The 14,747-nt window shown below is 39.7% G+C and carries 13 protein-coding genes; 3 read left to right on the top strand and 10 right to left on the bottom strand.

All coding sequences use genetic code 11. The features are described 5' to 3' along the window. Positions 1-8: 8 nt before the first annotated feature. From ACY2A0_RS11145 to ACY2A0_RS11125, 5 genes are all read right to left on the bottom strand, one after another. On the bottom strand, positions 9-662 hold the full coding sequence (locus ACY2A0_RS11145; protein WP_461789530.1) for a head GIN domain-containing protein: 654 nt from the start codon (positions 660-662) through the stop codon (positions 9-11). A 22-nt stretch (positions 663-684) separates the two neighbouring features. Then, positions 685-1,857: a hypothetical protein gene (locus tag ACY2A0_RS11140; RefSeq protein ID WP_461789529.1), complete on the bottom strand. Its 1,173-nt coding sequence runs from the start codon at positions 1,855-1,857 to the stop codon at positions 685-687. An 84-nt stretch (positions 1,858-1,941) separates the two neighbouring features. Continuing rightward, a complete protein-coding gene (locus tag ACY2A0_RS11135) occupies positions 1,942-4,299 on the bottom strand; it encodes a phosphocholine-specific phospholipase C (protein WP_461789528.1) in 2,358 nt (785 codons plus the stop codon). A gap of 60 nt (positions 4,300-4,359) precedes the next feature. After that, positions 4,360-5,229, bottom strand: coding sequence for an aldose 1-epimerase family protein (locus ACY2A0_RS11130; RefSeq protein ID WP_461789527.1), 870 nt, complete (start codon positions 5,227-5,229; stop codon positions 4,360-4,362). A 108-nt stretch (positions 5,230-5,337) separates the two neighbouring features. Beyond that, the gene (locus ACY2A0_RS11125) at positions 5,338-6,321 is read right to left on the bottom strand and encodes a 2-hydroxyacid dehydrogenase (protein WP_461789526.1); all 984 of its coding nucleotides are present in this window, start codon (positions 6,319-6,321) and stop codon (positions 5,338-5,340) included. 102 nt (positions 6,322-6,423) lie between these two features. Here ACY2A0_RS11125 and ACY2A0_RS11120 point away from each other — a divergent pair, with 102 nt between their 5' ends. The 3 genes from ACY2A0_RS11120 to ACY2A0_RS11110 are packed head-to-tail and all read left to right on the top strand — an operon-like array spanning position 6,424 to position 9,487. Further along, positions 6,424-7,227, top strand: coding sequence for a CE1 family esterase (locus tag ACY2A0_RS11120; protein ID WP_461789525.1), 804 nt, complete (start codon positions 6,424-6,426; stop codon positions 7,225-7,227). Between the two features lie 39 nt (positions 7,228-7,266). Next, positions 7,267-8,187 (top strand): TIGR01777 family oxidoreductase, encoded by a 921-nt coding sequence (locus ACY2A0_RS11115; RefSeq protein WP_461789524.1) that lies wholly within the window; start codon positions 7,267-7,269, stop codon positions 8,185-8,187. Further along, positions 8,171-9,487 carry a cryptochrome/photolyase family protein gene (locus ACY2A0_RS11110; RefSeq protein ID WP_461789523.1) on the top strand — a complete coding sequence of 439 codons (1,317 nt, stop codon included), beginning with the start codon at positions 8,171-8,173 and terminating at the stop codon, positions 9,485-9,487. The genes ACY2A0_RS11115 and ACY2A0_RS11110 overlap by 17 nt, the downstream gene beginning before the upstream one ends. 27 nt (positions 9,488-9,514) lie before the next feature. On the opposite strand, the gene ACY2A0_RS11105 is transcribed toward ACY2A0_RS11110, so the two are convergent. The 5 genes from ACY2A0_RS11105 to ACY2A0_RS11085 form a co-directional block, all read right to left on the bottom strand. Further along, on the bottom strand, positions 9,515-10,378 hold the full coding sequence (locus tag ACY2A0_RS11105; RefSeq protein WP_461789522.1) for an FKBP-type peptidyl-prolyl cis-trans isomerase: 864 nt from the start codon (positions 10,376-10,378) through the stop codon (positions 9,515-9,517). 7 nt (positions 10,379-10,385) lie between these two features. After that, a complete protein-coding gene (locus ACY2A0_RS11100) occupies positions 10,386-10,856 on the bottom strand; it encodes an FKBP-type peptidyl-prolyl cis-trans isomerase (protein ID WP_461789521.1) in 471 nt (156 codons plus the stop codon). A 343-nt stretch (positions 10,857-11,199) separates the two neighbouring features. Beyond that, complete coding sequence (locus ACY2A0_RS11095) at positions 11,200-12,981, bottom strand: acyl-CoA dehydrogenase family protein (RefSeq protein WP_461789520.1); 1,782 nt, start codon at positions 12,979-12,981, stop codon at positions 11,200-11,202. Between the two features lie 69 nt (positions 12,982-13,050). Beyond that, a complete protein-coding gene (locus ACY2A0_RS11090; protein ID WP_461789519.1) occupies positions 13,051-13,404 on the bottom strand; it encodes a four helix bundle protein in 354 nt (117 codons plus the stop codon). Between the two features lie 132 nt (positions 13,405-13,536). Beyond that, complete coding sequence (locus tag ACY2A0_RS11085) at positions 13,537-14,715, bottom strand: acetyl-CoA C-acyltransferase (RefSeq protein ID WP_461789518.1); 1,179 nt, start codon at positions 14,713-14,715, stop codon at positions 13,537-13,539. Positions 14,716-14,747: the final 32 nt, after the last annotated feature.

The following is a 14,747-nucleotide window of genomic DNA, read 5'->3' as shown; positions in this document are numbered from 1 at the left end:
ACGACACTTTAGAATTTAATGACTTTGCCAGAACCGCTTATTTCTTGTTGTAAGCTAGGGTTACCACGATAGTACACTTTGCCGCTGCCGCTAATTGTTGCCTTTAGTTGTTGCTGCACTTGAAGTTTAGCATTACCGCTACCCGAAATGGTTAAATCAGCTTCCAAAGCACTCAACGGTTCTAAGTTTACATTGCCCGAACCTGAAATAGTGATGTGCGCCTGAACTACCGCCATTGAACTTAATGCTTCAACTTTACCCGACCCACTTAATCTCACCGCCAAATTTTGTAAAACCGGGAATGTATTAATAATATTTACATCGCCGCTACCACTCAGCTCAATTTTTTGAATAGCAGGCAAAGTGACTTCTACTTCAATATCATCCCTGCTAATGTTGATATTTTCGAATCCTAAATACAGGGTAGTGCCAACTACTCTGGTTTCGAAATACGGAATCAAATTGCTTGAACCCTTTACTAGCACCTTAAATTCGTCGCCGTAAAAAACTTTTACAGGTGTTGAGCCGCTTGACCGAATACCGTTAAAGGCACCGAGATCACGATGCTCGGTAATGATGTTGCCATTAGCTGTAATGCGATCTTTTTTACAGGCGGATAGGCCAACAACCAAAAGTAATCCAATGAAAAGAAATTGTTTCATTATATAGTGTGTTTATAATTTACTAAAAAACGATTTGAAGACCACCGTGATAACCAATGTGCAACGACTGCCTATAATCAGACGAGCGATTTTGCCAAGTGTGCAATACCAAACCGTCATTTGCCGGGTGTAACGCTAAACCTTCGGCGGTATTAGTACTTACGAAGTTGATGGAAGGCCCGCCAAAAAATTCAAGCCAAGGAGCAATTTTTACTGCAGGCAATAACCTTAGTGTACTTTTACAATACTCGCCATCCTTAAAGTCTTCTAGGGCAGCTTGAGTTAATTCTACATTTAACCTAAAATGTTTTGATTGATAGAAATGTGCGCCAAAACCCGCCTCAAAGGCGTACACTTCATCGACGTTTTTCCAATTATAACCTACTCCAACAATCCCGTAAAGGTATTTTCCACCCGATCTAAAAGTGAACATGGTAGTTTGAGTTTCGTCAATGGTTGTGGCTATGCTTTTCTCCCCATTTTTGATTATGTTAATGATTCCAATTGGGCAATCACTACTTTCAGCAACATTAATAAAACCTGCAATTTGAGCTCCTTTTACTTTTTTAGCGACATTAATGAACCCTGCGAATTGACTACCTTTTACGTCTTTGGCTATATTGATAAACCCTGCAAATTGCGAAGCCGAAATATTTTGTGCGATATTAGAAAAACCTGCGAGCTGTGTTCCGTTGATATTACGAACGATATTAGCAAATCCAGCGACTTGTAAGCCCTCCATATCAAACGAAGTAGTATTTAAAAATCCAGCCAACTGCGCTCCTGTCACATTACCCTTGGATAAATTAGCGAAGCCTGAAAACTGTAATCCATTCGCCGATTGAGACGTATTCAAAAAACCAGCAAATAAACCGCCACTAACCTGTTTACCCACATGATTAGCAAAGCCAGCAAATAGAGCACCTCTTGTTTCGTTTCGCACTATATTCGAAAACCCAGCAAAGGCGCTGCCGCGTTCAACAGAAGAAACACCAGCGATCAAGTGGATAGATAAATCGTTAGTATCTAAAGCGGCGCTAGTGCCGTTAGTGCTCAGCGGATAAATTAATCCGACATGAGTTTTGAATGTTCTTGAATCCTGAGCAATTGCATTAAGGGAAACGAAAGTAAGCAGCGTAAATGCAGCTTGCTTAATGCCTGTCAATAATGTTTTGTTGTGTTGTAAATTTCTCATTTGCGTTGTCTTTAAAAATGAGACAACAAGAAATTACTCCACCCCTATGCTAAAACAAAATATTTAAATAAAAAGCATTTAAAGCTATAACTCGCCTCCCATGTACGGATCGGTCGTACTATCTTTTTCGGTTTCCACGTGGCCTGCATACATCCTTTGGTAGCCTTTCGAACCAGCTACGGTAAGCAAGAAGTTATACCAATGGTGATGCTTTTGCAAATTTAACAGTACAGCTTTTTCAGTAAAACGCTCAATTTTGATTGTTTTCGTGTTGGCTTTATATACTTCATCCTGAATTAGCACTTCTAAAGGCTTACTTCCAGTATTTTTCAACAACAACTTTATGTTACCAGAATTAACTTTCGAATTTCCGTGCTCTTCAAAAATGCATTTCACCGCTAATTTGGGATCGGCGGCACTACCACTAAACCTACGGTAAAATCCATTAGGTCCATGCACTTGCAATTCATAATGCGCCCGTTCGAAAGCACTGATATTCCAACTGTATTTAAGGCTGTCGTTAGTTTTTACAGCCATATTCCAGTTGGCACCCAGCTCGCCATGGTACGCATTTAATGCGGTTACTTTAAAAGGAGTACCAACACTTTTATCGGTAACAGCAAATTCCAACGTCACGTTTTTTTTGTCTTGTGCCACAACAGCATCAACCAATAAATGATAAGGTAACGCACACGCAGGTTTAGTTCCCAATTCTTGTTTGGGCATTAAGACCGATGACTGCAGTTGAAAAGCATGTTGCTGATTAACCTTAATGATCTCGTTCTCTTTCAACGGATGTGGCCGTTCCTGCTTTGGATTGTCGCGAACTTGCTGGATCTTTCTAATTACCTTATCTCTTTCTAGCAATGACGGACCGTCGATTTTCTCCCCGTTATAAGGCCTAAATGCCGATGTAAGATCACCGCAAACGGCTCTTCTCCAACTACTGATTTGTTCACTTTTTAACGCCTTTCCAGTTTTATGATGTATGAACTTTTCCAAAAACATCAATGTGCTGGTATGATCAAAAATTTGAGAATTGACATAACCACCTCGGCTCCAAGGTGAAGCCACAATCATGGGAACGCGATAGCCCAAGCCAATTGGACTTTCTTCATCACTTTCGTAATCTGAAGAGATGTTGATCCCAGCGGAAACCTTACCCTGCGCCGTAGTATTTGGTTTTGGAGGAACAAAAGGCGGAATATGGTCAAAATAGCCATCATTCTCATCATAGTTCACAATGAAAATGGTTTTCTTCCAAACTTCAGGATTTTGAGTTAGGATATTTAAGGCCTCTGAAACGTACCAAGTCCCATACAGTGGCGAACTTGTATGATCCGAAAAACGCTGTGGTGCCACCAACCATGAAACTGTCGGCAGCTTTCCTTCATTCACATCTTTACGGAACTGATAAAATATATCACCCTTCGGCACATCTACCAAATCAACTGTTCCATCATGTGGCGAAACAACGGGCAATTTGGTTAAATCTAAATAGTCAGGAGCATTAACATTGGTAGTAAAAGCCCTATCGATTAATTCCTTCTCTTTGTCACTCAGCTTATGATATCTTTCCAGAACCTCTTCCGCACTTAAACTTGGATTAGCAGTTTTATCACCGTTTTTTCTAAAATATGCTGATAGTTTCACTTGGTGCCTTTTGACGTATTCCAGTGCGTTATCACCGTAATTACCCAGCCAATCATCTATTTCTGTTGGAAGTTTAGCTGTCCAGATCTCATTCTGATAAACTCTCCAATCTACTCCGTTATCTTGCAAAAGTTCAGGAAATGTAGACCAATCAACAAATGTATTGGTATGCGACTCGGCTTGATTGTTATTCACCACCGGTCTGAGCGATTTATCTTTCGGATTGGGCCTAACATTACCCGTCCAAAAAAACAGTCTATTTGGGGTAGTTCCTGTTAAAGAAGAACAAAAATAATGGTCACAAACAGTAAATGAATCAGCTAGGGCATAATAAAAAGGCAAATCCTCTCTCTGGTAATAACCTAAAGACATGGCAGATTTGACTGGCACCCATTTGTCATATTTACCATTATTCCTGGCTGCAATTTGATCAGGCCAGGAATGAGCTAAACCACCTTGCCAAGTTATCTTTGTTTTATTTAAATCGAGATGAAATGGGGTGTAAGCATTTCCTTTAGCATCACGCTGCAACCAAACTTTATCTTTATTAGGTAACGAATGAGGATACGGATCATTAAAACCCCTCACGCCACGTAACGTTCCGAACATATGATCAAAAGATCGGTTTTCCTGCATTAAAAACACGATATGCTCAGCGTCGTAAAAGGTTGTCCCTAGGTTTGGGTTAATTGCCAATGCTCTTTGTATGGCCTCTGGAAGTAGATTTGATAACATCGCCGCTCCAGATAATAAACTCGCTTGCTTGAGGAAATTTCTTCTGCTGTTCACGGATTAAAATGGTTAATGATAAAAAACAGATAAGTTTTAGGGCTACTGCTTACATAGAATCTAAAAACAGCAAATCTCCCAACTACGTTCCCACATGTTTTCTGGCTCTAATTGTTCTATCCCTTCTTTCTCTTCTAAATTTCCGTTATGATTAACGCTATCGGCTACGCCACACCAAGGCTCTAAGCAAACAAAATCGGCATCAATCGCAGCCCATATCCCAAAATACGGAAAGCCTTCAAAATGGAAATTAAGGCCGTTATAATTTTTAGTATTTAGTAACCGAATTTGATTGCTCTTAAGATTTTTGAATACCAGCGCATCTCCATAAAAAAGCTCGTGTTGTAGCGGCAAAATCTTATCTTTCAACTCAACGGTAGTCGTTTCATCGGCAATTAAATTTGATACGATGTGATGATAAGTTAATTCATCATCGTTGTTAAACTGCAAATAATAGTCGGTGTAAATGCCTTGGTTATTTAATGGAGCAGCAAACGCTGGATGCCCACCAATGGAAAACAGCATTGTTTTGGCATCCAAATTCATCACCTGATAAGTGCATTTTAAACTGGCGCCGTGTAAGTGATAGCTGATGTTTAGCTCAAACTTGAAAGGATATTTTGCGAGTGTTTCTTCAGTATGACTCAGCTTGAAGGTGACTGTATTTGTACCTGTAATTTCATGTGAAAATTCCATATCTCTGGCAAAGCCATGTCTTAGCAAGTGATAGGTTTTATCTTGATAGTTGTAGCTATCATTTTTTAAAGCGCCAACAATAGGAAAAAGTACTGGGCTAAATTTGGCCCAAAAATTAGCATCGCCACTCCACATGTAGTTCACCTCACTGTCAATACCAACCACACGCTGCAACTCGGCACCTTTAGTAGAAAACTCAACTGCTAAATGTTCATTTTTTATAGCAACTATCATGAAATAAAAATAGAATTTTTAAAAATAGCATTTATTATTTTTAACAAACGCTAACATTTACATTCGAGTTACTGAAAATATGTTGCCGAATTTACTCAGCGGCCATTATTATTTATCGAGATAGAAGCCGGGATCGATAATTTGCGGCATCTGCTCGCCTTTTAATGCCGCAACTACATTTTCAGCGGCCATTATAGCCATTTTCTCTCTTGTCTCTTCTGTAGCAGAACCAATATGTGGCAACACACAAACATTTTCCATTTGCAACAAAGGATTGTCTTTTTTCATAGGCTCCGGATTAGTAACATCTAAACCAGCACCCCAAATCGTCTGATCTTGTAAGGCTTTGATTAAGTCATTCTCATTGTGGATAGCACCGCGAGCAGCATTAATAAAAATGGCATTAGGTCTCATTTTTTCAAAAGCACTTCTATTGAAAATCCCTTTGGTTTCATCACTCAAATTAGCATGCACACTTAACACATCACTTTGCTCCAATAATTCATCAAAGGACACATATTGGGCTTTTAGCTGTTTTTCAGCTTTAGCATTTTTATTCCTATTATGATAAATGATGTTCATTCCGTAAGCGTACTTTGCCTTTTTAGCCATTTCAAATCCAATTCTTCCCAAACCAAAAACACCTAACGTTTTGCCGTAAATTTCTTGCCCAAGGTTTTTCAACGGGTCGAAGAAAGTCCACTCGCCACGCTCAATAGTTTTGTGCATGTAAAATGTTTTTCTAGCAACCGATAACATTAATAAAAAAGCGATATCTGCCGTAGCTTCGTTTAGCACGTCAGGCGTGTTGCTTATTGGAACGTCAAATTTAGTAGCTGCTGCAATATCTACCTTATCATATCCTACACTCATTAAAGCAACGGCTTTAATTTGTGGGCAAGACTTAAAAAAGTTAGCATCGAGTTGATTTGGACCGACGCTCAACAAGCCACAATGACCCTCACACATTTCAATGAGCTGTTGCTGGGTAAGGTCCTTTGACTCTGCATAAACAGTAACCTCATAGCCTGCTTCTTTAATCAAATTAACTGCATTATCGCTAATACGACGAGTAATTAAAACTTTCTTCATAATTTTTAAGGCGCTTATAAAAGTAACGTTTTCTGCTTGGCATTGTTTATTTTTTGCCACATTGCAATTAAACTTTACTTGGCAAACACTATCTATCAATTTATGAAACAACACCTTGCCCTAAAATTTGCCACCTCATTGCTTTTGTGGTTCGCCGTTACAACCGCAGGATTTGCTCAAGAAACCTTAAAAACCCTAGAGTGGACAATTGATGGCCAAACCCGAAAAGCGCTTGTTTACATTCCAGTAAATGCGAACAGTAAAGCAATGCCATTGGTATTTGCGTTTCATGGCCATGGTGGCACCAGCCTAAATATGTATAAAACCCACCGTTTTGACCAGCTTTGGCCTGAAGCCATTCTCGTTTTTCCGCAAGGTTTAAATACGCCAGGCATGCTTACCGATCCAGAAGGCAAAAAAAGCGGCTGGGTGATGAATGATCAAACTAATAACAACAGAGATTTGCAGTTTTTTGATGCGATGTTGGCGACTTTAAAGAAAACTTATAAAATAGACGCTAACCGCATTTATGCCACCGGACATTCTAATGGAGGCGGTTTTACTTATTTACTTTGGGCTACCCGTGCCAATGAATTTGCTGCGTTTGCACCAACAGCAACTGCCGCGGGTAAACTAATAAGTGCACTTACGCCAAAGCCGGCCTTGCATTTAATGGGCGAAAATGATCCTTTGGTTAAACCGTTCATGCAAAAACTGACCTACAATGCTGTGCTTAAAATTAACGGTTGTGCTACGGAAGGCGTGAAATTAGACAGCAATATCACCAAATACGAAGGTAAAAATGGTAATGATGTATTACTTTTCATTCACTCAGGTGGACACGGCTACCCACAATCTGCAAATCCTGCTATTGTCAATTTTTTTCAAAACCATGTAAAAAAATAGCCATCACAAACCAAATACATATCTTAGGGTTTGTAAACTATGGCGAAAAAAATTCTACTTGCGGGCGCCACCGGTTTGGTTGGCGAACAGCTCATTGCCCAATTGCTCAACAAGGGTTACCAGATTAACCTGTTGGTTCGAAACACAGCAAAAAAACAGGTAAAGAATGTGCAACTTTACAACTGGGATGTTTACCAACAAACAATTGATGAAAAAGCTTTTGAAGGCATAGATACCATAATCAATCTAACCGGGGAAGGCATAGCAGATCAACCTTGGACAGCGCAACGAAAACAGCAAATTATTGACAGTAGGGTAAAATCTGCTGAATTGATATTCAACGCTATCAAGTCCACTAACGCTGCTGTAAAACATTACATATCGGCATCAGCAGTTGGTTACTATGGAGATCGTGCAGATGAGATTTTAGATGAAGATAGCTTGCCGGGAACTGGCTTTTTAGCAGACTGCTGTGTAGCTTGGGAAAAAGCGGCCGACCAAGGTATTGCCCTAGGCATTAGAGTGGTTAAAATCCGAATTGGCATAGTGTTAAGCTCAAAAGGCGGCGCCTTGCCTACCATGGCTAAACCAATTAACATGTTAGTTGGTGCCGCTTTAGGCTCAGGAAAGCAATGGCTTCCTTGGATTCATATTGATGATTTAGTGAATATGTTCGTTAAAGCGGTGGAAGATCATCAAATGTTTGATGCTTACAACGGTTCAGCGCCGTCTCCGGCCACTAACAAAACTTTCACTCAGGTATTAGGCAAAGTATTGCACAAACCAATTTGGCCAATTAATGTTCCAAAATTTGTACTTAAAGCCATACTTGGCGAAATGAGTATACTACCGCTACTTAGCAGCAACACTTCCGCTCAAAAAATATTAAATACTGGATTTCAATTTAGATATTTGGACTTGAAAGAAACCTTAGAAACAATATATGAGCACAAAAAATAGTGAAACTCCTATTAACATTTGTTGGCTGAGAAGAGATTTAAGACTAGCCGACAACGCTGCACTTTATCACGCTTTAAAAGCTGAAAAACCTGTGCTGTTGCTCTTCATTTTTGACAAGGAAATTCTTGATAAGCTGACCAATAAAAAAGATGCCAGGGTTGATTTTATTTACCAGCAGCTGAATGAAATCAATGAGCAGCTCACCAAGCTGGGTTCATCTATTTTAATTAAACATGATAACCCCGAAAATGCTTGGAAAGAAATATTAAAAGAATACCAAGTAAGTAAGGTGTTTACTAACCATGATTATGAGCCTTACGCAAAACAGCGTGATGAGGATATAGCCAAGCTGCTAAAAAAAGAAAATGCATCTTTTTACACTTTTAAGGACCAGGTGATTTTTGAAAAAGATGAAGTGCAGAAAGCGGATGGCACACCTTACACTGTTTTTACGCCATATTACAGGCAATGGTCACAAAAGCTGAACGATTTTTACCTCAAATCATATCCCACAGAAAAGTATTTTAAAAACTTATACCAAACCAAGTCTATTCAATTTCCTTCACTTGCTAGCATAGGTTTTCAAGCGAGCGATGTCAAATTTCCATCGTCAAATTTTAAATCACACCTTAAAGGTTACGAAAATGATAGAGACTTCCCTGCGAAAAATGCTACTACTCGTATTGGTATTCACTTGCGTTTTGGAACGGTAAGCATCAGACAAGTAGTGACTGAGGCTTTGGCGCAGAAAGCAGACAAGTGGGTTTCAGAACTGGCCTGGCGAGAGTTTTATATGATGATTCTTTGGCATTTTCCTCACACCGTAACTAAAGCTTTTAAACCCGACTATGACCGGATCCAATGGAAAAACAACGAAAAAGAATTTGAACGTTGGTGCAAGGGAGAAACCGGCTATCCTCTGGTGGATGCGGGCATGCGCCAACTGAATGAAACTGGATTTATGCACAATCGGGTGCGGATGGTAGTAGCAAGCTTTTTATGTAAGCACCTGCTTATTGACTGGCGTTTGGGCGAAGCTTATTTTGCAGAGAAACTCTTGGATTACGAGCAGGCCAGTAACATTGGTGGTTGGCAATGGGCCTGTGGTAGCGGAAATGACGCCGCTCCATATTTCCGTGTCTTCAATCCAGAACTACAGCTCAAAAAATTTGATCCGAAGATGGAATACGTTTTTAAATGGGCGCCAGAATATAAAAAGGCAATTGCTCCAATGCCCATTGTAGAACATGATTTTGCTAGAAAGCGAGCATTAGATACCTACAAAAAAGCACTTCAATAAAAAAGTCCCGATTTCTCGGGACTTCTATTAGTCTTTAGTAACGCTAGTTATTTCGATATCGAAGTCGAGAGGATTAGATCCATAAGCGAGGTGTGATGGCAATAATATCCTGATTTTACCTCCCGCAGACACCCTGCCAGATAAAATCCCCCACCCTTTAATTAATTCTTCAAGTCTGAATGTAATGGCGTCTCTTTGTTCGAATACAGTGCCGTCTAAAAATCTACCAGTGTAGTTACAAACAAATGTTGTCTTAGGCCCTACTAAATCGGTTCCTGTTCCCGGAGTGATAACATTATATCTTATACCTGTAGTAAGATCATTAGTAAATGTCAGGTTATTTTTACTTATAAATTCTGGAATTTCGTAAGCATCCACCTCGTGCCTCTTCGCATAGGTATAAAGCGCTAGCTCAACAACTATGGTTTCATTAGATCCGATGCCGAAGGTTGATAAACCATTCTTTCCAAACGCCATTCTCGAAGGCAATAACAAAACTGCCTTACCACCTCTTTTTAGTTTTGAGAACACTTCTCTGACAGGCTTGAACACAAAGGCCCTTCCACCTATATCAAATCGGTCAATATAACCTAAAAGTGTTCCTGGTATCATCAAATTACTTGTTTGACTATAAACTGTTCCATTAGTTGATTTGAATGCATACGAATAATAGACAGAATCAGAACTCTTCAAATCGGCACCAGTTCCTGGATTGGCAATACTATAACTATAGCCGTCTATATCAGTAAAAGACAGTGAGCTATTTGCTTTTTTATAGGCAGCAATATTCTGGTTATCTACCTGTTCTATAGTTTCATATTCTTTTTCACAAGAACTTAGAAAAACGATTGCACTAAATAGTGCGGCTAAGTATATGGTTATTTTACGCATTTATATTTTATTGTGCTTGAAGCAAATCGATAGTAAAATCTAAAACTGAATTTTTTGGAATAGATGGACTTGGTGAATTATTGCCATAGCCTAATCCGGAAGGAATAATAAGTCTAATACGCCCTCCAACTTTTATTAAAGGAACGCCGATGGTCCAACCTTGAATTACACCTGTTAATGGAAAAGTTACGGTGGAAGTAGACTTATCGAATTGTGTTCCGTCAAGCAGCTTCCCTGTATAACTAACGCCAACCGTAGAAGCGGCAGTAACACTAGCTCCTGTTCCGGCGGTGATAATCTGATAGTATAAACCCGAAGAGTGTCTAATAGCTGGAATATTATTCTTAGTTACAAACTCTACAATGGCTGCATCATCTAATTTTGCCTGTTCTGCCTCATCGAATTTATCCTTACTACACGAACCAAGCACAACAACAACCGCTGTAAGCACCAGTAAAAGCCTAGTTTTTAACTTCATTCAGCAAAAATAAACTTTTAAAGCCGTTGCTACAATTTTTAACCAAATTTAACAGTTAGCATTAGGGGTTAGGAGTTAGGAGTTAGGAGTTAGGAGTTAGGGGTTAGGGGTTAGGGGTTAGGGGTTAGGGGTTAGGGTGAGATTTATTGAAAACAAAAAGGTTTAAGGCAAAGAAATAATCTTTCAGACCTTAAACCTTAATACTAACTCCTAATACCTAGTCACTAATACCTAAAGCCTGAACACTCACAATTCAAACCTTAGTACTAACTCCTAATACCTAAAGTCTGAACATTCACAATTCAAACCTTAGTACTAACTCCTAATACCTAGCCACTAATACCTAGAATATATACTTGTTTGCTTCAATAATCTGCGCTGCTACATTCTGACGAGCTTGTTTTACATTAAACGGCTCCATTTTCGTAAACCTACGTAAACCTACCAACATCATGCGAAGTTCATCTCCCTCACCAAAAGCCCAAAGTGCTTCTTTACCTGCTTTTGCCACGCCATCTACTGCTTCTACAAAATAAATGCGTGTCAAATCCAACTGCCCTTGGCAAGCTTCCTCTCCTCTCATACTTACCAATTTTTCAGTACGCAGCAAAGCTGATTCAGCAACATAAACATAACTTGCCATATCGGCAATATTCATCAGAATCTCTTGCTCTTTGCTTAAGCTCATCATCAATTTTTGTACAGCAGCTCCAGCTACCATCAAAGTTGCTTTTTTCAAGTTCTGTAATATTTTCTTTTCTGCTGCAAAAAGGGTATCGTCTTCCTCTCCAAAATCAGGGATAGCCATTAATTCATTTGCGACTGCTGTTGCGGGCCCCATTAAATCCAACTCACCTTTCATGGCACGTTTCAACATCATATCTACCGTTAGCAAGCGGTTAATTTCATTTGTTCCTTCGAAAATACGGTTGATACGAGCATCGCGATAAGCTCTGTCCATTGGCGCATCTGCACTGAAGCCCATACCTCCATAAATTTGTACGCCTTCGTCAACTACATAGTCTAAGGCTTCTGAACCCCACACCTTTAAAATTGCACACTCCACGGCAAACTGCTCTACAGATTTCAACTTTGCTTTTGCTGGTTCCATTCCATCGGCAACCATTGCATCGTAGGTATCATCAATATTTTGTCCAGCACGATAGTTAGCCGCATCAACTGCATAAACTTTTGATGCCATTTCAGCTATTTTGTAGCGTATAGCACCATATTTTGAAATGGATCTGCCAAACTGTTGACGTTCATTTGCATAATTTACGGCTGTGTTAATGGTTGCTTTAGAAGCCCCAATTGCAGCCGCAGAAAGCTTGATACGACCAATATTCAGGATATTAACTGCAATTTTAAATCCATTCTGACGATCGCTAAGCATGTTTTCAACCGGAACCATGCAGTCGTTGAAGAATATTTGGCGTGTTGACGAGCCCTTGATTCCCATTTTATGTTCTTCTGGGTTCATGGTAATGCCACCAAAATCACGTTCTACAATAAATGCAGTTAGGTTTTCGTCATCGTCAATTTTTGCAAAAACGATAAAGATATCTGCAAATCCACCATTGGTGATCCACATTTTTTGCCCGTTAATAATATAGTGCTTACCATCCTCGCTCAACTTAGCTTTGGTTTTTCCAGAGTTGGCATCAGAGCCTGAATTTGGTTCAGTTAAACAATATGCTGCCTTCCATTCTCCTGTACCTAACTTTGGAATATATTTCGCTTTTTGTTCTTCGTTACCGTAGTATAAAATTGGCAAGGTTCCAATACCAGTATGTGCTGATAAAGCCACGGCAAATGAATGCCCCGCTCCTACTACATCGGCCACTAACATTGATGTGTTGAAGTTTTTGCCGAAGCCTCCGTACTCCTCAGGCACGGAAACACCCAAAATCCCTAATTCTCCAGCTTTAGTCAAAAGGTTAGGCATCAGCTCCGGGTCTTCGTGGCTATCCAGTTTTTCGAGATTCGGATAAACTTCAGCTGCTAAAAAATCGCGACAGGTTTGCGCAATCATTTGCTGCTCTTCATCAAATTCTTCCGGAATAAATACATCGTGATAGGAGGTTTCTTTAATTAAGAATTCTCCGCCTTTGATTGTTTTGCTCATAATTTAGTATCAAGTAGTGAGTATCAAGTATCAAGATGTAGCTTGCTTAACTTGATATCCTCAAATTAATTAATTCGTTAATTTTCGCCCTAAGGCATATATCATCTTTTGAATTTCTGTTGTTTGTTCCAGTAGACTTTTCGCAAGTTCATCACTTATCAAACCTAACCTATTTGAAATAATTAATTGGGTTTCAAGTTCGAAAGCAGAACCTTGACTAATATTTAAAAAATGTTTGAACTGTAAATCTGTATTTCTACCCGCTCCCTCGGCAATATTTGATGATATTGAAATTGTACATCTTTTTATCTGGGACACTAGACCAAATTTTTCATCATTCGGTAATAGAGACATCGCTCTATAAACCTCAACGGCTAAATCCATAGCTTTTTGCCAAACTTTTAAATCTTTGAAGTTGTGCATAAGTTTTAATTATCAAGTAATGAGTATCTGGTATCGAGACTTGACTTGCAATTACTCTAATCACATGTGTTTAATTTAAAATGCGTAACTGCGTTTTGCTATTTCTTGATACTTGATACTCATATCTCGGTACTAGTAAACTTCAAAAATCCCTGCGGCACCTTGACCAGTACCTACGCACATTGTTACCATGCCATATTTGCTATTCCTGCGCTTAGCTTCATTAAAAAGCTGCACTGATAGTTTAGCACCTGTACAACCTAGTGGATGGCCTAAAGCAATTGCACCACCGTTCACATTAATCTTGCTCTGATCCAAACCTAAAGTTCTGATGATAGCTAAAGATTGAGAAGCAAAAGCCTCATTCAACTCGATTAGGTCGATTTGATTTTGCTCCATTCCTGCCATCTTCAAAGCTTTTGGAATCGCCTCAATTGGGCCAATTCCCATAATACGTGGAGGAACGCCAGCAACGCCGTAGCTCACCAAACGAGCGATAGGCTCCACTCCTAACTCTTTCATTTTCTTCTCCGAAACCACTAAAACAAAAGCAGCGCCATCAGAAGTTTGGGAAGAGTTCCCTGCAGTAATGCAACCGGTTGCTGCAAAAACAGGTTTTAACTTTGCCAAACGCTCCAGAGTGGTATCAGCTCTTGGTCCCTCATCGGTATCTACTACATATGATTTTGTTTTCTTCTTCAACTGCTCATCCAAATAAGTCTCATTCACCGTGATTGGTGCTACACCAGCTTTCAAATGACCATTTTTAATAGCCTCAATAGCTTTCATGTGCGACTGAAAGGCAAATTCATCTTGGTCTTCTCTGCTTACTTGATATTCCTTTGCCACCGCTTCTGCTGTTAAGCCCATGCCCCAGTACCAATCTGGATTGTTCTTTGCCACGTCCGGATTGGGCACTAATTTCCATCCTCCAAAAGGCATTCCCGACATTACCTCCACTCCACCCGCAATAATACAATCGGCCATGCCGGCTTTAATTTTAGCTACCGCTGTGGCAATGGCTTCCAAACCTGATGCACAGTACCTATTTACCGTAACCCCAGGCACCTTATCGGTATCCAAGCCCATTAAGCTAATCATACGACCAACATTTAGGCCTTGTTCTGCTTCTGGAGTAGCATTTCCAACAATGACATCGTCTATCTGCTCCTTATCCAAATTAGGAATAGACGCCACCAATTGCTTAATTACATCGGCGGCTAAATCATCAGCTCTTGTAAAACGAAATACACCACGAGGCGCTTTTCCTACAGCGGTGCGCAATCCTGCTATTATGTATGCTTCATTCATTTTTTTAGTATTGAGTAGCGAGTATCAAGTAT

The sequence above is a fragment of the Pedobacter sp. genome (assembly GCF_965249885.1).
Taxonomy (GTDB): domain Bacteria; phylum Bacteroidota; class Bacteroidia; order Sphingobacteriales; family Sphingobacteriaceae; genus Pedobacter.
Note: the sequence above shows the minus strand (reverse complement) of the source record. Positions and strands in the feature narration are given on the sequence as shown.